This is a genomic window from Clostridium sp. JNZ J1-5, assembly GCF_053901425.1.
The window spans coordinates 1,945,489-1,971,805 of the sequence record NZ_CM132773.1; the positions used below are offsets into that span (position 1 = coordinate 1,945,489).

The window sequence follows — 26,317 nt, forward strand, 5'->3', positions numbered from 1 at the left end:
ACCTAGAAGTTGTTGCATAAAATATTACATTATAATTTCATGTAATATTTTGTACTTATATCTATATATATGAAAGTTATTCCGTTTATATGATGCAATTTCTGTTTAAGAATAAATTTTCATATCCATTTCATTCTTAAGTAAGCCTTAGCTTTTTCGCTTTGCAAAATTAGATATTTTAAACCTATCTGTTTTTAACGCTAAAAAAGGATGAAACCTAAGTTTCATCCTCTTAATCCTATTTTTATAGGAAGTAAAACGCTCCACATATTATAATTCCGGCGTATATTAAGTCTATTAAACAATACCCCATAATATCCTTAGCACTAAGTCCTGCTATTGCTAATGCTGGTAATGCCCAGAATGGTTGTATCATATTTGTCCATGCATCTCCCCATGCAATACCCATTGCAACTTTTGCTGGATCAACTCCAAGTTGTGCTGCTGCAGGCATCATTATAGGAGCTTGTACTGCCCATTGTCCACCACCTGATGGTACGAAGAAGTTAATAATACCACCAGCTAAGAATGTAAATAATGGGAAAGTTCTTGGAGTTGAAATAGCAACGAATACACTTGCAATTTCTCCAGCAAGAGAAGCTCCTGCAGCATTTGCTCCTACCATCATACCCATTATACCTGCATAGAATGGGAATTGAAGTATAATTCCTGCTGCTCCCTTAGCTGCATCTGTAATAGCTGCAATAAATCTTTTTGGAGTTCCATGAAGTATTAATCCTAAGAATAGGAATATAGCATTAACTATGTCTAGTGTTAGATTGAAGCCTTTAGTACCAAAGTAATAGAATATATAAGTGAAGCCCATAGCTGCTACAAGTAGAGAAATTAAACGGCTGTTTTCTAACTTATCAGCTGGTGTCATTTTATCCCTAGGTATCACTTCTGGTTCTGGTTCTTCAATTAACATCTTTGGATCAACAACAACTGTTTCTTCTTTACTTGGCATCATAGCTTTATTAAGCAATGGAAGTGTAACTAATAAAATTAATACTGCTACTATGTTGTATGTTGAGAATAGTGTTTGGCTAGTTGGTATAGGTGCAGTAATAACACCTGCTGTAGCTTTCTTTACAGCTTCTCCACCACCTGCTACTGTTAGTGGAATAGAACCTGAAAGTCCTGCGTGCCATACCATAAATCCAGAGTATGCAGAAGCTATAAGTAATCTATAGTCTACACCCTTAATTTCTCTTGCAAGTTCCTTTGCAAAAATAGCTCCTATTATAAGTCCAAATCCCCAGTTTAACCAGCAAGCTATAGTAGAAATTAGGGTAACAAACATAATTGCTTGAGCTGGTGTTTTAGGTATACTAGCTAATCTTTTTAGCCCTCTTTTAAAAGATGGGGCATGAGCTAATGCACTACCTGTAACCAGTACTAAAGCCATTTGCATCGAGAATGCAAGCAAGCTCCATAAGCCATTACTCCAGTGAACTACCATTGCTAATGGAGTTTGTTTAGTAACAATGATTCCTAAAATAAACGTTAAAAATGTTAAGAAAACTGCAAAAATAAATGCATCTGGCAGGTACTTTTGTACAAGATTTACACAAGCTCTAGTTAATTTTTTAAACATTTGCTTCACACTCCTTATACTTTTGATTTTTATTTATGCTAAACTTGATAAAGAACTATATTACTAATTCTTTATCAAGTTTAGATTTTTAACTTTAAGGATTTATCTGATGACTACCATCCGTAACACTCCCACTTCTAAAGTGGGAGATAACGGCTGCTACGTCCCTAGATAAGGGCTTCTAACCTTCAGTCGGAGGAAAAAACTCCACCTGAAGCCAAGAATCCTCTTTATTAAACTTCCATTTGTTTTAAATCTTCCGCAATAATTAACTCTGCTTCTGTAGCAGCTTTAACATCCTCAACAGTTACCTCTGGTCCAATTTCTTTTAATACCAATCCTTTTGGTGTAACTTCTATAACACCCATTTCAGTGATTATTAGATTAACTTGTCCAGCAGCTGTTAATGGAAGTTTACACTCTTTTAATATCTTGTGGCTGCCTTTAGCAGTATGCTCCATAGCAACTATAACTTTTTTAGCTCCAACTACTAAGTCCATAGCTCCTCCCATGCCTGGAACCATTTTACCTGGAATCATCCAGTTTGCAAGATTTCCTTTTTCATCTACTTGTAATGCTCCAAGTACAGTCATATCAACATGACCACCTCTTATTATTGTAAATGACATAGAACTATCAAAGAAAGCAGCACCTGGTTTTACAGTTACATAACCACCACCAGCATTTACAAGATCTTTATCTTCTTTACCTGTTTCTGGAGCAGATCCAAGCCCTACAAATCCATTTTCTGATTGTAGTGTAACATCCATCCCTTCTGGTATATAATTGGCAACCATTGTAGGAAGTCCTATTCCAAGGTTTACTACATCTCCATCTTTAAGTTCTTTTGCAACTCTTTTTGCAATTAACTCTTTTACAGCCTTCTTATCCATATTACTTGTCCTCCTTTACAATGTAATCTATAAATATTCCTGGAGTCATTACATCATTAGGATTTATCTCTCCAACTTCCACAAGTTCTTCTGCTTCAGCTATAACTAAATCTGCAGCAGTTGCCATTAAAGGATTAAAGTTTCTAGTTGACATGTTATAGTAAACGTTTCCTTTCTTATCAACCTTTGATCCAAATATTATTGCAATATCAGCTTTTAGTGGTTTTTCTAAAAGATATTGCTGTCCATCAACAGTTAACCTATCTTTTCCATCTTCAACTATAGTACCTAGTCCTGTTGGAGTTAAGAAACCACCTAATCCAGCTCCACCACATCTTATTCTTTCTGCTAATGTTCCTTGTGGAACTAACTCCACTTCCATTTCTCCAGCGTTCATTTGTCTTCCAGTCTCTGCATTAGTTCCAATATGACTAGCAATTACTTTTTTTACTTGTTTATTTACAACAAGCTTTCCTACTCCTCTATCTACATAAGATGTATCATTGCAAATAATTGTTAAATCTTTTACGCCTCTTTCCGCTAATAGATCGATAATGCTGCATGGACTTCCTGTAGCAAGAAATCCTCCTACCATTACAGTCATGCCGTCTTTTACTTTTGAAATAGCTTCTTCTAAAGTAATTAACTTATTCATTTTCTCTCCTCCTTTAAGGTTTTATGAATATTTACAATTGCATATTGCAATCGTTTACTTATACTTTTACGTTAAAATTTTAACAATGTTTGTTTTGTGGAACGGATTACTTTAAACTTTTATTCGGCGAATTTCAGTAAATAAAAAATGCCTAAATAATTTTTTTAAAGCCTTTTTTTATATAATTGTATTACATAATTTATATTATATTACATTAATTTTATATCTAGGTAAATTTACCCCCATGTCTATTATAACTCAGATTTTTTAATAGTAAATACGTAGAAATCTATTTTTTATTAGTGTTCATCGTACCTCACATAAATGTTTTTTTCTAAAAAAATATGTTTTTCTACAAAATAAAACACCTTTCTTGTTTTATAATACAATTTAATCTGTTGTTTTTAACGATATTTACCACTTAATATAGTATTATTATACTTTTAAGGTAATTTACTATATAAGATTACATTATCTGATAATAAATTTTTAACAAATAAAAAAGTTTTAAATCATGCTTCGGTTTAAAACTTTTTTATTTTATATCTTGGCTATTATTTAGCTCTAGGAGGCATAACTTTTGCTTGACCTTCTATAACAACTTTTCCATCTTGATTAGTTACAGTTGTTTTAAGAACTAATCTGTTCTTTTCTGCATTTCTTTCAATAACTTCTGCTTCTGCAGTAACAGTATCTCCCATTCTTACTGGAGCTACGAATCTCAATTCTTGTCCCATGTATATTGTTCCTGGTCCTGGAAGGTACATTCCAAGAACTGTAGAAATCAAACTTGAAACTAACATTCCATGGCATATTCTTCCTTTAAACATTGTCTTCTCAGAGTCTACTTGATTAACATGTGCAGGATTTAAATCTCCTGAAATACCTGCAAATAAATATACATCAGTCTCTGACATAGTCTTAGTAAAAGATGCTTTATCTCCTACTTGAATTTGATCAATAGTTTTTCCTATCATGTTAAATTCTCCTCTCCCATTTAAAACTGTATATTCATAAATATATAACTACCAAAGCATTAATTTGTTTGCTTCTTTTCTTAGATCTTCTCTAAAGTCAGGATGGGCAATTGAAATTAGTTCATCAACTCTTTCTAGTATTGACTTTCCAGTTAAACGTGCAACACCATATTCTGTTACTACATAATCAACATCATTTCTCTGAAGAGAAACTGCAGCACCTGGTGCTAGTGTTGTAACAATTTTACTTATTTGTTCTCCAGTTTTCTTATTAACTGTAGTTGAATATAAGGCAATTATTGATTTTCCACCAATACTATTTTGAGCACCTATAGCAGTATCAGCTTGACCTCCTGTACCGCTAAATTGTCTTACTCCAAGGGATTCTGAACAACATTGGCCAGTTAAATCAACTTCAAGAGTTGTATTAATAGAAACTTGTTTATAATTCTGTCCAATAACATATGGATCGTTTACATAACATCCATTCATTATAGCAACACCCGGATTTTGATCTATAAAATCATAAAGTTTCTCTGAGCCAAGTGCCATTGTAGCTATTGAAACACCTTTGTGTAATGTTTTTCTGCTATTTGTTATAACACCAGCTTCTATAAGATCTACCATACCATCATTAAATAGCTCAGTATGAACTCCTAATTCCTTCTTATTCATAAGAGCTCCTGTAACAGCATTTGGTATTCCACCTATGCCAAGTTGTATTGTGGAGCCATCTTCAATAAGATCAGCAATATATTCTCCAATAGCTCTATCCTTATCACTTGATGGCGCGTATGGGAATATTGGAATTGGCCTTCCAGTTTCATATACAAAATCAACTTGACTAATGTGAACGTTTGTATCTCCAAAAGTTCTTGGATAATTTGGATCTACTTCAAGCATTACTATATCAGCCTCTTCAAGCATTGATTTTTCATAAGTAGCTGATAATGATAAGTTAAAATATCCATGCTTATCCATTGGAGTAGCAGTTGCAATAAATATATTAGGCTTTTTATATGACAACCTATCTCTTGCAGATAAATGAAGATGATTTGGAATATATGTTGCTGTTCCATATGGATGAGCTCTTCTTGTAGTTGGAGTATAGAACCATGTTGTATTTCTAAAGTGCCCCTTCATATCTGGATTAGATGTGAATTCATAATTTCCCATGTTAAGACAAGTCAAAATACTTACATTTTCAACTCTATCCGCAATTTCATGTAATCTTGATAAAAAGTCAAAAGGTTCTATAGCTGCAAGTCCAACAACTATATCTGTGTTAGATTGAACTTTTGAAAGAGCTTCATCAACTGTTATAAGTTTGTTTTTATACTGCTCATTATAATTCATTTGCTATCCCCCAATTTCTTATTTTCACTTTAGGACTATCTTTCTTTAGTTAATTATTCTTGAATTGCACCCCATCTGGTTACGTTTGCAGCCCATGCATATCCTATACCAGCAGCTATCATGGATATAACTGTGCCGTCTTTCACTTTTCCTTCTTGAAGTGCTAAATGTAATGATAATATTTGATCTATTTGTCCAATATGACCATAATCGCTTAGATAAATTGATTGATCCTCTGTTAAGCCTAAATCTTTTAACATACCTTTATGTTGAGAATATTTAAAATGAAGAACAGCAAGGTATCCAATATCACTTCTAGTTAAACCAGACTTTTCTAATGATCTATCTATACAATTCATCCAATTTGGCATAGATACTAAATTTAATGCATCTTTCATATGTTTAGCATCTAATAATCTCAATGATTTATACGCTTCATCTAAGTTTTCATGAGTTATTGGATTTACTATACCTCCAATTTCAACTCCAGCATCTCTTGCTAATGATCCATCTGACATTAGGTGAGTTCCTAAAAGCTCATTCTTTCCATAATTCTTTTTAAGTAGTATAGCTCCACCACCTGCACCTAAGTTATACATCATTGACATATCTTTATCTGTATAGTCAACAAAATCTCCATTTCTATATCCACCAACTACCATAACAGTGTTTATTTCATCATCAGCTAACATCATATCTTTAGCTATTTTCATTGCAGCAACACATGTGCAACATCTTTGTTGAACATCGATTGCCCAAGCTTTTCTTGCACCAATTTTTTCTTGAATGTAAATTCCTGAAGTTGTTAATGGATACTCCTTCCATTCCTCACCTATACACAAGATTACGTCTATTTCCATTGGGTCTACACCAGTGTTTTTTAAGCAGTCAAGAGCTGCAGCAACTCCCATTTCCTGTGTTCCATCTTCTAGCCCTGAGCTTGGAATATACTTTTGATTAACTCCTAATTTGTTCTTAACAGCATCCTCTGCCCAAACCCCATTTGTTGCATCTGCTATATCCTTTGATGTCATTATTGCTTTTGGCAAATAAATGCCAGTTCCCACTATACCTACATGTTTTCTCATGATAACACCTCCTGAATTACTTTCACCAAAACTTAATAGAAGCAATTATCATGCCATGTCTAAAATGCAAAAAAGCACAAAGTACAGGATGAATAGCTACATAGTAATCTACTAATCCTGTACTTATTTGAAACACTGTATATTTTTGTTACAATTATAATTCTAGTCCGTACTCTTCTATTTTTCTATATAAAGAAGCCCTTGGGATATTTAGTTTTTTTGCAACTTCACTCTTATTGTGATTACATTCCTTTAAAGTTCTAACTATAACTTCTTTTTCTACAGAATCTAATATCTCTTTTAAACCTGAATCCCCAGACATATTGGCAATTATATTACTTCCTTTACCAGTTTTCTTTAGCATATATGAAGGGAAGTCTTCTGGTGTAATATCCACGCTTTCAGCATTAACAGATACCTTTTCAACAACATTTCTTAGTTCTCTTACATTTCCTGGCCAATTATGATTATTTAATATTTTAAGGCAATTCTCCGGCATACGCCTGTATATTCCCGTTTCTTTATAAAATTCACTTAAAAACTTGTCTACTAAATCTGGAATATCTTTTTTTCTATCCCTTAGAGGCGGTATTTCTAAAGTTAAAACGTTAAGTCTATAATATAAGTCTTCTCTAAACTCTCCCTTTTCAACCATTTCCTCAATATTTCTATGTGTTGCACAAACTACTCTAACATCAATTTTTATAGGTGTTTTAGAGCCTATAGGTTGTACTTCTCTTTCCTGCAAAACTCTTAATAGTTTTGCCTGCATATGGAGAGGCATTTCACCTATCTCATCCAAGAATATGGTTCCTCCATTTGCTAGTTGAAATTTTCCTATATGTCCTCCCTTTTTTGCCCCGGTAAAGGATCCTTCTTCATATCCAAATAATTCAGCTTCTATTAAATTTTCTGGTATTGCAGAACAATTTATGCTTACAAAAGGTTGATCATTTCTACTGCTTTCATTATGTATAGAATGTGCAAAAAGTTCTTTACCTACTCCACTCTCTCCATAAACTAGAACATTTAGATTAACTCTAGCAATCTTTTTTACCTTATTTTTACAGTTAGCTATAGCATTAGAGCTTCCAATTATGCTATTTAAATTATATTTTGCTGAATTTAGCCTTGCAATAGTATTTTTATAAAGTCTTAATTCTTTGTCTAAAACTTTATACCTATCCATGACTTCTTGCATATCTGAAATATTTTCAAATAAAACCATGCCAAATCCACCACTTACAGAACCATCATCATCCAATATGGGAATTCTATGCACTATAGCATCCTTCCCATTTGCAAAAGTATGTCTCCAAGCAATTTCTGCCTGCTTTGATTCTAATGTATCAACAAACCTAGATGTTCTATCTACGTCACCAACTTTTTTTCCTATTATATTTTCTTTATTTTTATCTAGAAAGTCAGCAAAAGCTTTATTTATGTAAATTAATGTACCATCATTCTCAATTACATCTATAGGAATTGGAAGTTTACCGAAAACTGCATCACAGAAATTATAAAATTCTTTTGACTTAAAAAACTTTGCCAAGCTTCTTCATCTCCCTTATATCTTCTTCTGTTATTATAACAAATTTTTAGAAAATATACAAAATTCACTTTAAATAATTATCTACATCTTTATAAAATCTTGGCAAATAAAAATATCAAACCATAAGATACCTTTTATCACTTATGGCTTGATATTCCATTTGAATTACTTTATTATTATTGGTTTATTGTAAGTTTTTAAGAAGCCTAAAACACTTGTTGCGAACTCATATGGTTTTTCATACATAGATCCATGACCTGCATCTTTCATGATAACCATTTTTGAATTCTTTATTTCTCTGTGTATAGTCTCCTGATTTTCTAACGGTGTCAGAATATCAAGATCCCCTCCCATTATTAAGGTTGGAACAGTAATCTTATGAATTTCATCCGTAATATTTAAGTTATGAGCACTTCTTATTGCTCTCCTAAATCCATCATACCATTCAGGTGTAAATGCATCTTTAAATAATTCAGCTCTTTCTTTTAACCATTCTATATTTTCCTTATAAAACTTTGCTGAATATATAAATGGCATAGTAGCGTAGAAGAATACACTTCCATTGTAGGTACTCGCTGCATAGTCCCACATCTCTTCTATATCATGCATCAATGGATTAGTCTCACTTACTGTATTGGATAATATAAGAGACTCTATCATATCTTGATATTTTAGTGCAAACTTCATTGCAACCTCTCCACCGAAAGAAATTCCAAATAAGTGCACTTTACCAAGATTAAGTTTTTCTATGAGCTCTTTTAATACTTCTACATGCAAATCTTGCGTATAAGGCTTCTCAGCTTTACTTGATGCTCCTTGATCAAAGAAATCAATGAATATTGCTTTGTAATCTGAAAAAGCTTTTATAAATGGAGCCCAGCTTAGTGTGCTCATCATTATTCCATTTAGAAATATTAATGGTTCTCCATTTTCATTACCATGTACTTCATAATTAATCTCGTAATTCATTACGTCAATTTTAGGCATTGGTTTTCACTCCAATCATTAATTAACAAAATCTTCTATTTTCTAAGGATAGTTTAACTATTTAGCTTCTACCCAATCACTAACTTTTTCTAAAGCACCATCAGCTTTAACTTTCATGAAATACATTTTTTGTACACCATTTCTGTTTTCTGGTGTATAAGTTACACCTTTAGCAAGTCCATTGAAGTCTTTTATTGACTCCATTCCTTTTATAAAGTTTTCCCAAGTTAAATCACCTTTAGTGTTCTTTAAACCTTCAACAAATACTTGCCCTGCAACCCATCCTGCTGCTGTAAATGCATTTGGATTATCATTTGGATTGTATTTTTTATAAGTGTCAAAGTATTCTTTAACCTTCTCATCCTTAGTATCAACTATATTAACCCATGCAGGCATTACTAAACCAGTAGCTCCACCAGCTGAATTCTTTATAACTGTTGGATCAGCATTAACATATGAAGTCATAAATTGAGTTTTAAGCCCTGATGCTTTAGCTTGCTTTAAAATAAGAGGAGTTGCTGCTTGCATACCAGCTATTATTGTAACATCTGGTTTTTGTTCTGCAACCTTTTGAATGTGTGATGTAAAGTCAAGGTCTGTTGGTGCAAATGGAACCTTTGCAACTAGTAAAGATTCTTTGCCTAGTTTCTTTAGTTGATCTTCAACGCCTGATAACTCATCTTTACCCATATCATCTTCTTGATATAGGATAGCTATCTTAGCTGGCTTAAATTGTTCTAAGGCATAAGATACTAATAAGTGTCCTTCATAAATATAGTTAGGTTGTACTGGGAAGTAATTTCCTTTTAATGTTGAGAATTTACCTGCTCCAGTTCCTTGATATACTGCAGGGATTCCTGCTTCTTGGAACTTAGGAATTGTTGCTAAACATCCTGGAGTTCCTAATTGTCCAACTATAGCAAATACTTTATCTGTTTCTAATAATTCTTCTGCTTTTTGAACTGCCATGTTTGGTTGGAAACCATCATCTTTAGCAATTAAATTGATTTTTTTGCCATTAACTCCACCTGCATCATTAACCATTTTAAAGTATGCTTGCATACCTTTAAGCATTGGTTGACCAACCATAGCAAAGTTTCCTGAAGAAGCTATTATTGTACCAACTTTAATTTCAGTGTCACTAACACCTTGTGCTAACTTAACTTCTTTTTTTCCATCTTCTGGTTTAGTATTTGTTGCAGCTTCTTTGTTGCCGCATCCAGCTAATAAGGAAACAGCTAAAACAGTCGTTAACAAAAGAGATAATTTCTTTTTCATTTTTTCTCCCCCTTATAGTAAGTATTTATTTAAATAAATTTTGAAAATTTATTTTAACCACCTAAATAAGATTTTTTAACGTTTTCATCATTTCTAATTACTTCTGCTGGTCCATGTAATGTAACCTTTCCTGTTTCTAATACATATACATAATCTGATATTTTAATTGTTTGAAATGCATTTTGTTCAACTAAGAGCACTGTAACCCCTTCTTTTTTTATTTGCTGTACTGTTGCAAATATTTCTTTAACTATTATTGGTGCAAGTCCTAAGGACGGCTCATCCATTATAAATAACTTAGGTCTTCCCATAAGACCTCTTCCTATAGCAAGCATTTGTTGTTCTCCACCACTAAGTGTTCCAGCCATTTGCTTTCTTCTCTCTTTAAGTCTTGGGAAAAGGTTGTATACTCTATCATAGTCATCTTTAAAATTTTTATCTTTTCTACTGTAACAACCTATTTTAAGATTTTCCTCAACTGTTAATTGTGGAAAAACCCTCCTTCCCTCTGGACACTGAATTATTCCAAGAGGAACTATTTTTTCTGCTGGTAAATCAGTTATATCGTTTCCTTGAAACTGTATAGTACCACCTGCTTTTGATACGAGTCCAGATATAGCGTGAAGGGTAGATGTTTTTCCTGCTCCATTTGCGCCTAATATACTTACTATAGTGCCTTCTTTAACTTCTAAGTCTATACCTTTAACTGCCTTTATAGCACCATAGCTAACTTGAAGATTGTTTATTTTTAGCATTATTCTACTCCCTCCCCTAAATATGCCTCTACAACAATAGGATCATTCTGAACTTCTTTTGGAGTACCTTCCGAAATTTTCTTACCAAAATTTAATACTGTAAGCTTATCACATACATTCATAACTAATCCCATATCGTGCTCTATCATTAAAACAGTTATGTTAAACTTATCTCTTAACATTTTTATTCTGTCTGAAAGTTCTTTAGTTTCTGTGTCATTCATACCAGCTGCAGGTTCATCTAATATTATAAGTTTTGGTTCTGCAACCAATGCACGGGCAAGTTCTATAAGCTTTTGAACTCCATAAGGGAGCATACCTGCTGGATGATAAGCATATTGAGAGATTCCTAAGAATTCTAATATTTCAATAGCATTCTTTTTAACTCTCTCTTCTTCTCGTCTAACCTTTCTAGTTAAAAATATACTCTCTATTGTTGAATACTTTGTTTTATAATGTTGACCAACCAAAAGATTGTCTAAAACTGTCATTCCTTTAAAAAGTTCAACATTTTGGAATGTTCTGGCTATTCCAGCTTCTATTATATCGTGAACATTTAATTTCTTCAAATCTTTTCCATCAAATATTACATCACCAGTATCTGGTTTATATATTTGACTAATCATATTGAATACTGTAGTCTTACCTGCACCATTTGGTCCAATAAGTCCGTATATTTGACCACTTTCTATTTCAAAAGTCAAACCATCTACAGCCTTGAGTCCTCCAAACGCAATTGAAAGGTTTTTTACTGATAACAATGCTTCTGCCATTTTATGCACCTTCCTTTCCAGCTATATTTTCACTTTTCCCTTTTCCCACTATCATGGACTTAACCTTGTTAATAATTTGAACAATACCATAAGGGAAGAACATAACTGCAAGAATTAAAAGGACACCTGTTAGTATATAGGAAGCATTAACAACTGGTATTGCTTTTAGATATTCTGGAATAAGTGTTATAAAGAATGCTCCTATTATTGAACCTGGTATAGATGCAATACCACCTATAACTATCATCGCAAGAAGGTTCAAGGATGTACTTACTCCAAATACATTAGCAAATACTTGGCGATCTATTATAGCCATTAAACTTCCACCTATACTTGCATAAACTGCACTTACAATAAACGCTATTGTTTTATACTTAGCTATATTTACTCCCATTGAGCTTGCTGCAATTTCACTGTCTCTTATAGCAGTTAGAGCTCTTCCTGGTTTAGTTTTTAATAAGTTATGTGCAGCTATTATAACCGCTACTAAAAAGAATAAAATTAAATAATATTTTGATAACTTTGTTGAAAACTTAAATCCAAATAAAGTTGCAGCAGGAATTCCAACTAATCCTGAATGTCCACCTGTAAACGCTGTCCATTCTTCGAAAACCTTTAACATAGCAACGCCAAATCCTAAAGTTGCTATTGCAAGGTAGTTACCTTCAAGCCTTAATGCAGGTAATCCTAATAAGAATCCAAGAATAGCATTTATTAGCGCAGCTATTATAATAGCTATTATAAAATTCATATGGTAAGACACCATAAGTCTTCCTGTTATATAAGCTCCTAAACCCATGAAAGATGCATGACCAAGAGAAATTTGCCCACCAAATCCAAGAAGTATATTATATCCAATAGCTACAATAGCATATATACATGAAATTTGTATTAATGTCATCTTGCTAGTAGGAATAGGTACCCCTGTCAATTGTAGCGCTAAAGGAATTAGAATAACTATCAATAAGAAGATTAAACTTTTAGAATGCCTTTTTATCATGTCATCACACCTTCTTCCTAACTTTAGTTCCAACTAAACCATTTGGTTTAATTACAAGCATCACTATTATTAAAGCAAAAGTGAATACTGATTTCCAAGAAATTGAAACAAACTTACCAAATAAGTTCTCGGATACTCCTAATACAAGACCTCCTACTAAAGGTCCTATGAAAGAGTTGAACCCACCAAGTACTGCCGCGCAGAAAGATTTTAAATGAACATCAGCCATCATACCTACACTTAAATTAGTTGTTGGTGCTACTAATATTCCTGTAATTCCCGCTAACATAGCACTTATAATCCAAGTTAAAGTTATAACTCTTTCTACTGATATACCCATCAATTTTGCAGCTTTTGGATCTTGAGCTGCTGCACGAAGAGCAAGTCCACTCATTGTGTATTTGAAATAGTAGAATAATACCATCATAATAGCTATTGTAATTATTATTACTATTAAGCTATTTAAATCTACTGTTACAGATCCGATTTTTACATTTTCTGCATTAATCATTTTAGGAAATGCTGTAACATCAAACCCAAATATATTTCCAGCAAGCCCGTTTACTATCATTATAAGTCCTAATGTTGCTATCATGGCACTTATTAAAGCACTTCCTAGTGGCCTTATTATTGTCCTTTGAATTATAAACCCCATAACTCCAGCAAAAATTAATGTTAAAATAAATGCTACAAAGTATGGCATACTACGACTTAATAACGTAAAAGCTATAAAAGTAAAAAACATAGCCATCTCACCTTGAGCAAAGTTAACAATATCAGATGTCTTAAAAATTAGTACAAGTCCTAAAGCTGCAAGAGCGTAAAGACTTCCAGTAACAATTCCATTAAAAATTAATTGACTCATACCCTACCTCCTGTTTTGTTTTTTGATACATTGTAAAATAATGCTACAATGTAAATTTGTTTTGATACAGCAAACCTATATCCTTCTGATTAATAATAGTAGTTCCATCTACCACTTCAACACCCCAATATGTTGAAATCGTTAGCATTGATAAGAAAAATCTTGCATTACCTTGTGTTTAAATTTTTACACAATTAACCCAACCCATAATATTAATTAAGCATGAACCATGCCAAATTTTAATTTATATTTTACAAATAATCTTTATATTTTATAAATTAAGGCTAATATACATGGTTAACACCAATTTACTTTATTTCTGTTATCTTAAGACTTTTGTTTAAAAATTTATAATTTTCAGAATACATATATATAATATAGTACTTTTTGCCATAATCTTCAATAATTTTTCAAATATTAATTGGATAATTGATATTTTTTATTCAATTTTATTACATTTGATTAAATTTATTACAAAAAAAATAGTTACTTAAATCTTGTATAACAAAATTTAAGTAACATTACTAATTTATAATTGTATCAATTTTAAACACTGTATCAAAAATTACATAACTTAATTTCTGAATTTATTATTCTATATTTCTAAAAATTCTCTAACCTTCAGTTTCATTTCATCTGCTTTACAAATTGTTTTATGAACTATTCTTCGTTTTTCTATATTTTTTATGGCTTTTGGTTCCTTTTCATCAATAAGCCTGCTCATCTCTTTTACTAATTCAAAATCATTACTATCCATATATTTATTATCCAAAGAATTCATAACAGAATAAGTAAACTTATAGGGACTAGCAGTAGATACTATAATAGATTTAGTATTATCATTAAAAACTTCTCTATATTTTTTATTTACACTATAAGCAACTGAAGTATGTGTATCCATAAGATAGTTATACTTTTCATATACATATTTTATAAATTTCTTAGTATCATTATCAGATGTAAAGCCTCCATAAAAATCTCTAAGCTTTTCTCTCATTGTTTCATTTATTTCATAACTACCATCTTTGTCCAAACTATTCATTAGCTCTTTTATCTTATCAGAATCTTCTCCGCTTATGATATACAGTAGTCTCTCTAAATTACTAGATATTAATATATCCATAGAAGGTGATATTGTAGTAACAAATTTTCTTTGCCTATCATATATACCTGTATTAATAAAATCGTATAGAACTTTGTTGTCATTGGATGCACATACTAGCTTATTTATAGGTAACCCCATTTGTTTTGCATAGTATGCTGCTAGAATATTCCCAAAGTTGCCAGTAGGAACTACTACATTAATCTTCTCTCCCTCTTCTATTTCACCTTTTACATAAATTTTTAGATAAGCCGAAAAATAATATACTATTTGCGGAACAAGTCTTCCTATATTGATTGAGTTTGCTGAAGAAAATATATAATTATTTTCTTCTAGAAGTTTTAAAAATTCATTATCCCTGAAAATTTTCTTAACTCCACTTTGAGCATCATCAAAGTTTCCTTCTATTCCTACTACAAAAACATTATCTCCTTCATGAGTAATCATCTGTTTCTTTTGTATTTCACTAACCCCATCTTCTGGGAAAAATACAATTATCTTAGTTCCTGATACATCTGTAAAACCTTCTAATGCAGCTTTTCCAGTATCTCCTGATGTAGCAGTAAGTATTACAATTTCTTTATCTAAATTTTGCTTTTTAGCTGAAGTAGTCATTAAATATGGCAATATAGATAAAGCCATGTCTTTAAATGCTAATGTAGGGCCATGATATAACTCCAAAAAGAAGGAGTTTCCTACTTTAGATATTGGAGCTATCTCCTCTGTATCAAATTTATTGTCATAAGCTTTTTCTATGCAATATTTTAGCTCTTCTTCAGTAAAGTCCGATAAAAATTTACTTAATATATAATAAGCCAGTTCTTTATAATCCATACTAGCTAGCTTACTAAGTTCAACATCTATTTTAGGAATCTCATTTGGAACAAAAAGTCCTCCATCTGAGGCTATTCCTTTCAAAATAGCCTCAGATGCAAGTATGCCTGTTTCTCCACCTCTTGTACTCTTATAATAAATATTTTTATTCATAACTTCACTTCCTTTACTATCTGTATATACTAATTCATTTTTTCAACTCTAATTATGTTATCTACCTTTTTAACACTGTTTAAAGCTTTAATTTCATCAATTGCTTTATTTAAATTTCCTTCTAGAGTTTTATGTGTAACAAAAACCAAAGTAACATGTTCTTGTCCTTTACCTTTTTGTATTACAGATAGTAAACTTACACTATTTGAGCCTAAAATTGTAGTTATTTTACCCAAAACGCCTGGTTCATCTTTTACAGTTATTCTTATATAATATTCTGATTTAGTCTCTTCCATATTACCTATCTTTTTAAGATTTCCACTCTTGCTCTGACTTAATTTGAACATATAATCATCGCTATTTCTTAAAATTGATATAACATCTGAAACTACTGCACTTCCAGTTGGTAAATCTCCAGCACCTCTGCCATACATCATTAAGTCACCTACCGCATTTCCTTTTATAAAGATTGCGTTAAAAGAATCATTAACATTAGCAAGAGGATGTCTCTCTGGAATCATTGTAGGATGGACCCTTAATTCCAATACATTGTCCACATCCTTAACAATAGCTAATAATTTAATTACATATCCAAATTCTTTTGCATATTCTATGTCAATGGGTTCAATATTCCTGATTCCTTCTCTATAAACTAAATCTGCATTAATCATTTTTCCAAAAGCTAAATAAGTTAAAATACTAAGCTTATATACTGCATCGTATCCATCTACATCTGATGTTGGATCTGCTTCCGCATATCCCATTTCTTGTGCTTCCTTTAATGCAGTGTTAAAATCCATATTATCTAAGTACATTTTTGTAAGTATATAGTTTGTTGTTCCATTTATTATACCTACTATCTGTTCTATTTTATTTGCAGTTAAACTTTCATTTATTCCATTTATTATTGGAATTCCACCAGCAACACTGGCCTCATAGCAAAATCTTACGCCTTCCTCTTTAGCAGTATTTACAAGTTCCGCCCCAGAAGTTGCAATGGCAAGCTTATTTGCAGTTACCACATGCTTCTTGCTTTTCATTGCTCTTATCATATAATCCTTTGCAGGATCAGTTCCCCCCATAACTTCTATAACTAGTTTTATGCTATTATCATTAAATATTTCCTCTGGATTTGTAGTCATTACACCCTTTGGAATTTCAACCCCCCTAGGTTTATTAATATCTCTAACAAGTATCTTTGAAACTTGAATATCATATCCTGAACGTTCTTTTATTTCTTCCTTGTTAGTGTCTAATATTTCCCAAACTCCTCTTCCTACATTTCCTAATCCTAATAGTGCAATATTTACTTTGTTCATCTTGAATACCCCCTTAAATATTTTTGCCCCAATGAACTTAAAATTTATAATATAGGAATACTTCATCATTGTATATTACATGGAAACCATATACCCTATATAAACTATTATTATACTTATATTTTAGTAAATAATAAAGTACTTATAATGAATTTTTCGATTTATTTAAAATATTAGAAAAATTAGCTTACTTATTATAATAATATTTGACTTTTTATTTCCTAGGAAACTTACCATGTTTTTCACTTATATGTCTCAATAAATTTTATCACACCACTATGTTAAAACTTATATAGAATTAATATTGATATTATAATTACAATAAAGTATAATAAAGTAAAATAAGTAAAAAAATCGTATCTCATATTAATTTTATTTTTCTTAAAAGACTTATCATAAGTAATTATTACTCATTTTCTAAAAGTCATTCAGAACTTTTTACCATAACAATAATTTACTTATACAATTTACTAAATCTATCATATTTTTAATGATTTAACTACCACTGAAAGGAGGTGAGGAAAAGTTAATTAGTAAACTTGAATATTCTATATTAGGAATATTCTAATTAAATCATTATTTTTATATTTATAGGTTTGGAGGGTTTGTTATGAAAATGGTAAAAAAGAAAACTCTAAGTTTACGTGTAGTATTAGTATTCATACTTTCGCTAGTACTTACACCACTATCTTCTATAACAGCTTTTGCTACCGGAACCTTTACTAGCCACTCTTACAATGGAAGAACATATAAACTCTACGTACCAAGCGGGTACAAGTCTGGAACCTCTACTCCTCTAGTAGTTATGTTGCATGGATGTACACAAGATCCTGATCAGTTCGCTTCTGGTACAGGAATGAATGAGCTTGCTGAAACTGAAAACTTCCTAGTTCTTTATCCACAACAAACTAGCTCTGCCAATCAAAATGCCTGTTGGAATTGGTTTGATACAGCTCACCAATCAAGAGGCTCTGGAGAACCAGCTCTTATTACAGGAATGGTTAACGAAGTAAAATCAAAATACTCAGTAGATAATAATAAAGTATTTGTAACAGGCTTATCTGCTGGTGCTGCAATGAGTGTTATTTTAGGCGCTACTTATCCAGATGTATTTAAGGCTATCGGTGTTGGTTCTGGCTTGGAATATAAAGCTGCAACTAGCATGACTGCTGCTTTTACTGCTATGAACACTGGTGGTCCAGATCCAAAAACTCAAGGGCGTCTTGCATATCAAGCAATGGGGTCCTATAAAAGAGTAGTACCTACAATAGTTTTTCATGGCACTTCTGATTATACTGTTGCCACAATTAACGGCAATCAAGTTCTCTCTCAATGGGCTACTACAAATGATTTTGCCGATGATGGATCAGAGAATGGAACAATAGATGATATAGCTGATCAGACAATTCAAGGACAAGCATCTGGTTCTCAGGGAAGAAAATATACTAGATATGTATATAATGACAATAACGGAAATGTAGTAATGGAAAAATATCTAGTTGATGGTATGGGACATGCTTGGTCTGGAGGAAATACTTCTGGAAGTTATACTGATCCAAATGGACCAAATCAAACTCAAATAACTTGGAACTTCTTTAAATCTGTTTCTGGTGGAATTAATCCTCCAACAGACACTACAGCTCCTATAACAACAGCAAATCCTGCTAGTGGTACTTATAGTTCTCCTGTAACAGTTACTTTGACTGCCAATGAATCAGCTGATACTTACTATACCACTAATGGATCTGATCCAAGTCTAAACTCAACAAAGTATGTTGAACCTATAACTATAAATTCTAATACAATATTAAAATTTTTTAGTATTGATGCCGCCGGTAATTCTGAAGCTGTAAAAACTGAAACTTATACTATTGAGTCTAATTCAAATTATATAACATTGAATTCCATAGATTCTGAAGATGGGTATATTGGTGTTTATGCTGCTGATGGATACAGCACTTCAACTCTAAAGATAGGTGATAAAGGAATGTACAACACTAATACTTATTATTCAATTCTATCTTTTGATACAAGCTCTCTTGAAGCAACTAATATACAAAGTGCTAAATTAAGAATCTATCGTAAATCCTTATCTGGAAATGTAGCTGGCATAAAAATAGACATAAAATCTGGATACTTTGGAACCAGTAGTACTTTAACCCAATCAGATTATGGTGCTAATGCATCAATAGTAGATGTTGTTACTATGAATGTGCCATCTAGAAACAATGAATATGTTGAAGTAGAATTACCTTCAACAGCATTAAACTATATTAATAAAACTGGGAAAACTCAATTTAGATTAAAAGGAATTTCTTCAGCAGATTTCACATCAGATATACTTGAGATCTATGGAGGAGATAATATCCAATATTCTCCTAAATTAATTATTACACCAAACTAAAAAATAGTAGTCGTGTAATATAATATATTACACGACTACTATTTTAATTGTACTAATATAAACTTATATATAATAAACATCTAAATTATACTTAGAAAGCTATTACTAGCCCACCATCATCCGCATAAGTAGAACTTAATCCAGACATTTCAACAACAATAACATCTTTGAAGTTGTACCTCTTTGTAACTTCATCCTTAAACTTTAGGGCTCTATCTAAACAATTACAGTGAGCTATTCCAAGTATCTTTTGTTCGAAGTTTGAACCCTCTTCTCCAATAATATCAATAAATCTTCCAAATGCTTTTTTATATCCTCTAGTTTTTTCAACTAATCTTATAGTTCCTTCCTTTGTAGATCCCATAATCGGCTTAATAGATAACATATTAGCTATCTTAGCAATTATAGGATTTAATCTTCCTGCTTTAGCTAAGTGCTGTAAACTTTCTAATAGGAAAAAAGTTTTCATCTCTTTAATATATTTTGTTACTTTCTCTACTATATCAACTTCTTCTAAATTCTTTTTATACAATTCATTTATTTTAAGTGTAATTAATGTTTCTCCTACAGAAGCACTTAATGAGTCGAAGACATGTATGAATTTGTTTCCAAACTCATCTAAAAATAAGTCTTTTGCTAAAACAGCACTATTATAGCTTCCACTTAACTTTGAAGATAGGGTTACTACAAATACACTCTCTTCTCCTTCATATCTCTTCATATAATCTTGAGGTGAAGGACATGCTGTTTTTGGAGGTACCTCACATTTCCCCATATCCTTTACATATTGCTTTACGTCTAAACTTTCATCATCTATATATTCCTTGCCTTCTAGTTGTAAAATTAGAGGGGCAATATCTATATTTAGTTCTTTTTTAATATCTTCAGATAAATCACAACTGCTATCTGCTACGATTTTAATTGTCATCATTAGTTCCCCCTTATTCTTTATTTACTCTTCTATATTAAGAAAAAATAATGCTATAGTTCCAGGACCTGAATGTGCTCCTATAACAGCACCTACAGTGTTTATTAAAAAGCTTTTACATCCGTACTTCTCTTCTAACATCTCTTTTAATTTTTCCGCTTCTTCTAAACAATCTCCATGAGATATACCTATAATTTGATTCTGAAGATTAACTCCTCTTTCTCCAGCTATATCTACTATTCTTTTTAAAGATTTTTTTCTTCCTCTTACTTTTTCTATAGGAATGAGCTTCCCATCTTCTACATCTAATATAGGTCTGATATTTAGTAAATCACCTATAAAAGCAGATGTCCTACTTACCCTGCCACCCCTAAATAAGTATTCTAAGCTATCTACTGTAAAGATATGTTCCATATGTTTTGAATTAAATTTTATATTTTCTAAAATTTCTTCTTTTGTCTTTCCCTCTGATAACATAATAGCTGCTTTATATACTACTAATCCAAATCCAATTGATGCACACTTAGTATCAATCATATAAAGATCAAAATTAGGATACGATTCCAATACATCATCTCTAGCAATAATTGCTGATTGAAATGTTCCTGTTAACCCAGATGAAAATCCTATATATATACAAGTATCACCATTCTCTGCATAATTTAAAAAAACTTCTTTAAACTTACTTGGCGGTACTTGAGATGTTTTATATACTTTCCCTTCTCTCATATTATCATATACTTCTTTAGGCGTTATAGTAACACTATCTAAATATTCATTTTCACCTAAACATACTGTAAGTGGAAGAACATCTATATCATATTTTTCTATAATCTCTTTAGGTAAATCGCAGCCACTGTCCGTTAGTATTCTTATTGACATTCTATCATCTCCTTTATAATTTCATCAATATTAAAATACTTCCCCCATACATTCAAACAAATCCATAAACTTAAAAGGTTTTATAAATACCTTACTTATCCTAGTATATCCTAAGTTAACCTTATTTTACACATTTTTTTGTTGCCATTATTTATAGATATACATAAATCGTTCCATATAATATAGAAATATTTGATTATATTGTCCCGGGAAATAATAATCACTTGCATGTGACCCTAATGGCATCCACAATATAGCACATCTATTATTACCTTTACTTATATATTCATTTTTAAACTCTATAGAAACTTTTCTAGGTACCAATCCATCCTTTGTTCCCTGATATATTAGACATGGTGGACTATCCTTCTTAACTAAAAGTTTAGGGTTCATAAAATTTTTGTTTCCATATATCTTGCCTTGATCCGGTAGCCCATTTGCAGGATAAAATGGAATTAATCCTTTAATTTTAATTTTTGAACTAAAAATATTATTATATTTTCCACTATCTACTGCTAAAGCTGCTGCACATGCCAAATGTCCTCCTGCTGACCCTCCTGAAATAAAAACAGAATTAAGGTTAGCATTATACTCATCTGCGTGTTCAGAAATATATTTTGTAAATATTCCTATATGTTTCACCATATGGTCAATATCAAAATTCCCTCTAACGTTTTCTGGTTCTCCTAAATCCATAGTAAAACTACTATTATTACTAAGTCCATACTGAATATCAAATACTGTATAACCTTTTTCAGCAAGGTACTTATTCATTTGAAGCATATTTAACTTACCTTTATCTCCACTAACCCATGCCCCTCCGTGAATTCTAATAACTGTAGAACCTCTTCCTGGAAGATACTTATCCTTATTATTTGGCATATACGCATCAAAATACAATTTTATTTCTTTTCCTTTGGAATCTTTTCCTTGATAAAATAATATATCCTTTTTAAATGTATACTCTTTAGATTCCATACCTAAAAAATATGCTGGAATAATAAAAGGAGTACTTAAAAAATGCTTTTCTAAATTATATTCAATTTTATCTCTCCAATTGAATCCAAATGCTTCTGAGAAATTTTTATCTGCTCTATTTATTGCATATGGTGTTAATATTAAAGGTAGAATGCAAACAAAAGAAATACTTATTCCTATTATTACAACCAGCCAATAACTTAACTTACATCTGTCTCTATTTTTTAAATTTAAGATAACTATAGTTGCACTAAAAAAAATAAGTCCATAAAATACTGTGAATTCTGATATAAACACTTCTGAATTTCCTACATCATGCTCACTTAATATTACATACGTTGAAAATATTCCAAAGATTAATATTAAGTAACATACAAGTTTTGTAATTCCTTTAAAAAACTTTACTAATTTTCCCTCATTAATAACTAAGTTATTATAAAAACTTAAATCTCTATAATTAATAAATGAAATAATAATACCTATTAAAAAAATGGACATGTAGCTAAAATATATTGTAAAGTGTAAATAAATATTCTCATTAAAATCACTAGAATATGAATTAGACAAAGTAACATTTCCTATTAACATTCCTAACATTCCTAACATTACAGAAAACAAATACACATACCCTAATAACTTAGTTAACTTTATAATCCTCCTATCTCCTTTTAACTGAAGACTATTAAGATAGACTAATAAGAAGTTCATAAATAATGTAGCTATTATGCAAACTCCAAGTATATTCCACATGGCTGAGCTTTTATTTGATTTTATATAAAATATTCCTAATACAATACAAAGTAAGTTTAAAGTAACTAGTATAATGCTGAATATACTAATAAAATTTTTATTAGTAATTTTATCAGTAGTTTTATTTCTACTTTCAATTAAACTTTTTTTAAAATTCAATACTATTCCTCCTATAATTTTATTCATAAGTCTCAACGTATATTTTAATTATTTCCCATATACTTAATATTTAATTTATTATGTTTCAATATTTAGATGTTCGAAAGTTAAGTATATGTACATTAAACAATAAATAATAGGTAAATAGACCTATATAGACTTCTCAATCCTATTGCTAACTTGAGTGTAGTTAACTAAATTTTTAACTTTTTATATAACCTAACGATATATACTATAGATGCTAGTAAAAAGTATTGCATAGTTAGGGGGTAAAATTAAAATGCGTATATCTAACATAGCACCTTTTATGGCAACTAAGGTAAGTCAAATAAATAATAATGCAAATGATAAGAGCATAAAACTAAATACAAATTATCATGGCAATATGATGTCTATAAGTAACTCTACAGAAAATGCACTTCAAAGCCAGTCCTCAAGGGGAAATTTTATTGATCCTTTACTTAAACAAAAGCAAAATATTATTGAAAGTAAAAGCAATTTAATAGAAAGAGCTACAAAGAATGGACAAAGTTTAGATTCCATTAAAGATCAACTTGAAAACTATGAGGAACAGTTAAATGCTATCGACAAGCAAATTGCAGAGTACACACTTAAAGAACAACAGAAAAAAATAGGTATAGACAAAAAAGAAAATAAAATTTCCAATAATCAACCTAAAACTGAGGAAGAAGCAAAAGATGAACACCTTAATAATATTGTTGCTTTAAGCAGTGACATTTCACAAATACAAGCATCATCATCTGTGAAAAATAAGATACATGGACAATCCAAGATTTTAGCAAAAGAAATTCAACTTGACGAGTCACGTTCTCTTTCTGGGCAAAAGGCAGTATATAAGCGCGAACAATTAAGAAGGATTGAAGAAAGAATTTCTGACATTGATAAAAAAGTAGGGGAAACTTTAACACATATTGGAGAGAAAATTAAAGACAATACTAATTCTGAAAATAACTCCATCCTTAAGGAATCTGAAGAGATGACAACAGAACAATATTTTAACATATCTAAATATAAGGATATTCAAAATAATTTAAATGATCCACTAGAAAAATCAAAGTTAGAAATATTAGCATAACCAATAATCAATAAACTAATTTTCATGTATAAAAAGCAATCAGTTAATCATTTCTTATTTTATGATTAACCGATTGCTTTTGTATTGCAACGTGACCTAATTATTGTTTAATTAAAAAATACGATGTTTTCAAATGATTTAATTGTTCTTTTGCTTTATCTTTTCTCTAACCAAGATAAGGGTAACCAGAGAAAAGATCGAAACACCAGAGAACACCTTAATTATCTGAAATGGACTTTGTGTATCAAGAACTATAATGGATATGATACAGCCTATTACTAATAATGTCGGTATAACCATCCCCCATGCCCAGTGCTTTCTAGAACTAAGAAAAAATATTAATGCCATAAGAACTATAGTAGCAATAACTATAATTATAGAATCACTCATTGTTTTTATCCTTTCAATATAATATAAAAAAAGTTATGTTTTAGAATAGGGTTTATAGTATATTATTTTTTCTTGGCAAGTTATTCTTTATATAAATGATGTTAAATACTATTGATAAAATAAAACAACTAAAAACTATGAATACCAGCAGGCCCACCTTAAATTCACTGCAAGCATCTATTGGAAAATTAGTATATTGAGATATGACCGGAAATATAAGTATGCTTGTATTATGTAATATATGAAGAATAACGCAGTTTATAATATTTTTAGTTTCAATATATAACATTGCACTTAGAATCCCAAAAAGTAGCCTTCCAAGTATATTTAAATCAAAATGTAACATCCCAAATATTGCTGCTGAGAAAAAAATGGCTGGGATAATACCAAGTTTAATTTTTAATCTATTCATCACCACACCTCTAAATATTAATTCTTCAACTATCGGAGCTAAAGTTATTCCGAAAATAATGTACATACCAGAAGGAACTTTTGACAAAGGTTTGTCTCCAATTAATATACAGAGTCCTGTCCCAATATAAATACCAAGATTTAAAACATACAAATAGAATATTTTCTTATAATTTACTTTACTTATATAGTTAATAACTTTGCTTTTTATAGGTGTGTTTTCTTTGGATAGCATTATATAAAACCAAATAACTAATAACATATTCAAAATAACTTCTCCAAAATATTTATCCTTTATCTGAATACGTTGGAAAAAGGGTATTTTTAAGATTACAAAAGTAAATATAATTGCACTAATATAAATGAGTATCATCTTTCTTATCTTTATTTTTTCAAATATACTATCTATCAAAATCACTTCCCTATTTTAAACAATTTTAATATTTTTACTTGGTAATATACAAAATACTTTTTCATATTTAGTACATATACAAATAAAAAATATACTATTACCTTGGTAGTTAAGATTATAGCATATTTTTATTTTCCTTTTATTTAGCTGTCATATTTTGTATCACTAATTGCCATAATTGGTTTTAATATTATACAATACCATTTTCACTGAAAACCTATTATTGTCAGTATTTATTTTTATAATGCCATTGTATTTATTGACAATTGCTTTTACATTTTGCATTCCTATTCCATGTAAAGAAGGATCATCAGACTTACTAGTAATTAACTCATTATTCTGGTTTATTTGGACTTTCTCAAAACTATTTCTTAATTCTAAATACAAAATAGAATCAATATAATTCATTTTAAAATCTATCTTCCTTCTTTCCTCTGGCAGCTTTAAACATGCTTCAATGGCATTATCAAATATGTTTCCTAGAAGAATAACCGCAGTTAAAAAATTTATATTTAAATTTTGTGGGATTAGGATATTTGTATTAATTTGTATATTGCTCTTTTTGGCCTGATCAGTCTTAATATTTAATATTGAATCGATACTTGAATTACCTGTGAAATGTTAATGGTAATATAAAAATACCCACTTATGGGATTAAAAAATCCCCACCTATCTTTAAAAATATTGTCCTATGTAGTTAAATTATTTTAACAAGTACATAGG

The 26,317-nt window shown here is 30.8% G+C and carries 22 protein-coding genes; 2 read left to right on the forward strand and 20 right to left on the reverse strand.

Annotated features, from left to right (window positions below):
- Nucleotides 1-244: 244 nt before the first annotated feature.
- The 15 genes from ACWW38_RS09500 to ACWW38_RS09570 form a co-directional block, all read right to left on the reverse strand.
- A complete protein-coding gene (locus ACWW38_RS09500) occupies nucleotides 245-1,597 on the reverse strand; it encodes a TIGR00366 family protein (RefSeq protein WP_456257345.1) in 1,353 nt (450 codons plus the stop codon).
- 233 nt (nucleotides 1,598-1,830) lie between these two features.
- Complete coding sequence (locus tag ACWW38_RS09505) at nucleotides 1,831-2,490, reverse strand: 3-oxoacid CoA-transferase subunit B (RefSeq protein WP_456257346.1); 660 nt, start codon at nucleotides 2,488-2,490, stop codon at nucleotides 1,831-1,833.
- A gap of 1 nt (nucleotide 2,491) precedes the next feature.
- Nucleotides 2,492-3,145: an acetate CoA-transferase subunit alpha gene (gene atoD, locus ACWW38_RS09510; protein ID WP_456257347.1), complete on the reverse strand. Its 654-nt coding sequence runs from the start codon at nucleotides 3,143-3,145 to the stop codon at nucleotides 2,492-2,494.
- Nucleotides 3,146-3,699: 554 nt separating this feature from the next.
- Nucleotides 3,700-4,122 (reverse strand): MaoC family dehydratase, encoded by a 423-nt coding sequence (locus tag ACWW38_RS09515; protein WP_456257348.1) that lies wholly within the window; start codon nucleotides 4,120-4,122, stop codon nucleotides 3,700-3,702.
- 48 nt (nucleotides 4,123-4,170) lie between these two features.
- Nucleotides 4,171-5,478, reverse strand: coding sequence for an acetyl-CoA hydrolase/transferase family protein (locus tag ACWW38_RS09520; protein ID WP_456257349.1), 1,308 nt, complete (start codon nucleotides 5,476-5,478; stop codon nucleotides 4,171-4,173).
- 53 nt (nucleotides 5,479-5,531) lie between these two features.
- On the reverse strand, nucleotides 5,532-6,566 hold the full coding sequence (locus tag ACWW38_RS09525; protein ID WP_456257350.1) for a 3-oxoacyl-ACP synthase: 1,035 nt from the start codon (nucleotides 6,564-6,566) through the stop codon (nucleotides 5,532-5,534).
- Between the two features lie 154 nt (nucleotides 6,567-6,720).
- Nucleotides 6,721-8,118, reverse strand: coding sequence for a sigma-54 interaction domain-containing protein (locus ACWW38_RS09530; protein WP_456257351.1), 1,398 nt, complete (start codon nucleotides 8,116-8,118; stop codon nucleotides 6,721-6,723).
- Between the two features lie 165 nt (nucleotides 8,119-8,283).
- On the reverse strand, nucleotides 8,284-9,105 hold the full coding sequence (locus ACWW38_RS09535; protein WP_456257352.1) for an alpha/beta fold hydrolase: 822 nt from the start codon (nucleotides 9,103-9,105) through the stop codon (nucleotides 8,284-8,286).
- A 57-nt stretch (nucleotides 9,106-9,162) separates the two neighbouring features.
- Entirely contained in the window at nucleotides 9,163-10,383 is a 1,221-nt protein-coding gene (locus ACWW38_RS09540) for an ABC transporter substrate-binding protein (RefSeq protein WP_456257353.1), read from the reverse strand.
- A 53-nt stretch (nucleotides 10,384-10,436) separates the two neighbouring features.
- A complete protein-coding gene (locus ACWW38_RS09545; RefSeq protein WP_456257354.1) occupies nucleotides 10,437-11,138 on the reverse strand; it encodes an ABC transporter ATP-binding protein in 702 nt (233 codons plus the stop codon).
- A complete protein-coding gene (locus tag ACWW38_RS09550; protein WP_456257355.1) occupies nucleotides 11,138-11,911 on the reverse strand; it encodes an ABC transporter ATP-binding protein in 774 nt (257 codons plus the stop codon). Before ACWW38_RS09550 ends, ACWW38_RS09545 begins: the two co-directional genes overlap by 1 nt.
- 1 nt (nucleotide 11,912) lies before the next feature.
- Nucleotides 11,913-12,911 (reverse strand): branched-chain amino acid ABC transporter permease, encoded by a 999-nt coding sequence (locus ACWW38_RS09555; RefSeq protein ID WP_456257356.1) that lies wholly within the window; start codon nucleotides 12,909-12,911, stop codon nucleotides 11,913-11,915.
- Nucleotides 12,912-12,915: 4 nt separating this feature from the next.
- A complete protein-coding gene (locus tag ACWW38_RS09560; protein WP_456257357.1) occupies nucleotides 12,916-13,776 on the reverse strand; it encodes a branched-chain amino acid ABC transporter permease in 861 nt (286 codons plus the stop codon).
- Nucleotides 13,777-14,371: 595 nt separating this feature from the next.
- Nucleotides 14,372-15,865: a threonine synthase gene (gene thrC, locus ACWW38_RS09565; RefSeq protein WP_456257358.1), complete on the reverse strand. Its 1,494-nt coding sequence runs from the start codon at nucleotides 15,863-15,865 to the stop codon at nucleotides 14,372-14,374.
- 29 nt (nucleotides 15,866-15,894) lie between these two features.
- Entirely contained in the window at nucleotides 15,895-17,184 is a 1,290-nt protein-coding gene (locus ACWW38_RS09570; RefSeq protein ID WP_456257359.1) for a homoserine dehydrogenase, read from the reverse strand.
- Nucleotides 17,185-17,794: 610 nt separating this feature from the next.
- Between ACWW38_RS09570 and ACWW38_RS09575 the strand changes: the two genes are divergently transcribed.
- Entirely contained in the window at nucleotides 17,795-19,588 is a 1,794-nt protein-coding gene (locus ACWW38_RS09575) for an extracellular catalytic domain type 1 short-chain-length polyhydroxyalkanoate depolymerase (protein WP_456257360.1), read from the forward strand.
- A 91-nt stretch (nucleotides 19,589-19,679) separates the two neighbouring features.
- On the opposite strand, the gene ACWW38_RS09580 is transcribed toward ACWW38_RS09575, so the two are convergent.
- The 3 genes from ACWW38_RS09580 to ACWW38_RS09590 all read right to left on the reverse strand — a co-directional run bounded on the left by ACWW38_RS09580 (nucleotide 19,680) and on the right by ACWW38_RS09590 (nucleotide 23,285).
- Nucleotides 19,680-20,516 (reverse strand): DegV family protein, encoded by an 837-nt coding sequence (locus ACWW38_RS09580; RefSeq protein WP_456257361.1) that lies wholly within the window; start codon nucleotides 20,514-20,516, stop codon nucleotides 19,680-19,682.
- Nucleotides 20,517-20,540: 24 nt separating this feature from the next.
- The gene (locus tag ACWW38_RS09585; RefSeq protein ID WP_456257362.1) at nucleotides 20,541-21,398 is read right to left on the reverse strand and encodes a DegV family protein; all 858 of its coding nucleotides are present in this window, start codon (nucleotides 21,396-21,398) and stop codon (nucleotides 20,541-20,543) included.
- A gap of 147 nt (nucleotides 21,399-21,545) precedes the next feature.
- Nucleotides 21,546-23,285: an alpha/beta hydrolase fold domain-containing protein gene (locus ACWW38_RS09590; protein WP_456257363.1), complete on the reverse strand. Its 1,740-nt coding sequence runs from the start codon at nucleotides 23,283-23,285 to the stop codon at nucleotides 21,546-21,548.
- A 280-nt stretch (nucleotides 23,286-23,565) separates the two neighbouring features.
- On the opposite strand from ACWW38_RS09590, the gene ACWW38_RS09595 reads away from it, so the two are divergent.
- Nucleotides 23,566-24,381: a hypothetical protein gene (locus ACWW38_RS09595; RefSeq protein WP_456257364.1), complete on the forward strand. Its 816-nt coding sequence runs from the start codon at nucleotides 23,566-23,568 to the stop codon at nucleotides 24,379-24,381.
- Between the two features lie 442 nt (nucleotides 24,382-24,823).
- Here the strand turns inward: ACWW38_RS09595 and ACWW38_RS09600 are convergent, their stop codons facing one another.
- Together ACWW38_RS09600 and ACWW38_RS09605 are read right to left on the reverse strand one after the other, a co-directional pair.
- Nucleotides 24,824-25,444, reverse strand: a complete 621-nt coding sequence (locus tag ACWW38_RS09600) for a CPBP family intramembrane glutamic endopeptidase (RefSeq protein ID WP_456260443.1) — start codon at nucleotides 25,442-25,444, stop codon at nucleotides 24,824-24,826.
- Between the two features lie 315 nt (nucleotides 25,445-25,759).
- Nucleotides 25,760-26,194 carry an ATP-binding protein gene (locus tag ACWW38_RS09605; RefSeq protein ID WP_456260444.1) on the reverse strand — a complete coding sequence of 145 codons (435 nt, stop codon included), beginning with the start codon at nucleotides 26,192-26,194 and terminating at the stop codon, nucleotides 25,760-25,762.
- Between the last annotated feature and the right edge of the window lie 123 nt (nucleotides 26,195-26,317).

Excerpts from the sequence above, each read along its gene's own strand:
- ACWW38_RS09500 (WP_456257345.1), bottom strand. The coding sequence starts at position 1,597 with ATGTTTAAAAAATTAACTAGAGCTTGTGTAAATCTTGTACAAAAGTAC.
- ACWW38_RS09505 (WP_456257346.1), bottom strand. The coding sequence starts at position 2,490 with ATGGATAAGAAGGCTGTAAAAGAGTTAATTGCAAAAAGAGTTGCAAAA.
- atoD (WP_456257347.1), bottom strand. The coding sequence starts at position 3,145 with ATGAATAAGTTAATTACTTTAGAAGAAGCTATTTCAAAAGTAAAAGAC.
- ACWW38_RS09515 (WP_456257348.1), bottom strand. The coding sequence starts at position 4,122 with ATGATAGGAAAAACTATTGATCAAATTCAAGTAGGAGATAAAGCATCT.
- ACWW38_RS09520 (WP_456257349.1), bottom strand. The coding sequence starts at position 5,478 with ATGAATTATAATGAGCAGTATAAAAACAAACTTATAACAGTTGATGAA.
- ACWW38_RS09525 (WP_456257350.1), bottom strand. The coding sequence starts at position 6,566 with ATGAGAAAACATGTAGGTATAGTGGGAACTGGCATTTATTTGCCAAAA.
- ACWW38_RS09535 (WP_456257352.1), bottom strand. The coding sequence starts at position 9,105 with ATGCCTAAAATTGACGTAATGAATTACGAGATTAATTATGAAGTACAT.
- ACWW38_RS09540 (WP_456257353.1), bottom strand. The coding sequence starts at position 10,383 with ATGAAAAAGAAATTATCTCTTTTGTTAACGACTGTTTTAGCTGTTTCC.
- ACWW38_RS09545 (WP_456257354.1), bottom strand. The coding sequence starts at position 11,138 with ATGCTAAAAATAAACAATCTTCAAGTTAGCTATGGTGCTATAAAGGCA.
- ACWW38_RS09550 (WP_456257355.1), bottom strand. The coding sequence starts at position 11,911 with ATGGCAGAAGCATTGTTATCAGTAAAAAACCTTTCAATTGCGTTTGGA.
- ACWW38_RS09555 (WP_456257356.1), bottom strand. The coding sequence starts at position 12,911 with ATGATAAAAAGGCATTCTAAAAGTTTAATCTTCTTATTGATAGTTATT.
- ACWW38_RS09560 (WP_456257357.1), bottom strand. The coding sequence starts at position 13,776 with ATGAGTCAATTAATTTTTAATGGAATTGTTACTGGAAGTCTTTACGCT.
- thrC (WP_456257358.1), bottom strand. The coding sequence starts at position 15,865 with ATGAATAAAAATATTTATTATAAGAGTACAAGAGGTGGAGAAACAGGC.
- ACWW38_RS09570 (WP_456257359.1), bottom strand. The coding sequence starts at position 17,184 with ATGAACAAAGTAAATATTGCACTATTAGGATTAGGAAATGTAGGAAGA.
- ACWW38_RS09575 (WP_456257360.1), top strand. The coding sequence starts at position 17,795 with ATGAAAATGGTAAAAAAGAAAACTCTAAGTTTACGTGTAGTATTAGTA.
- ACWW38_RS09580 (WP_456257361.1), bottom strand. The coding sequence starts at position 20,516 with ATGACAATTAAAATCGTAGCAGATAGCAGTTGTGATTTATCTGAAGAT.
- ACWW38_RS09585 (WP_456257362.1), bottom strand. The coding sequence starts at position 21,398 with ATGTCAATAAGAATACTAACGGACAGTGGCTGCGATTTACCTAAAGAG.
- ACWW38_RS09595 (WP_456257364.1), top strand. The coding sequence starts at position 23,566 with ATGCGTATATCTAACATAGCACCTTTTATGGCAACTAAGGTAAGTCAA.
- ACWW38_RS09600 (WP_456260443.1), bottom strand. The coding sequence starts at position 25,444 with ATGTTATTAGTTATTTGGTTTTATATAATGCTATCCAAAGAAAACACA.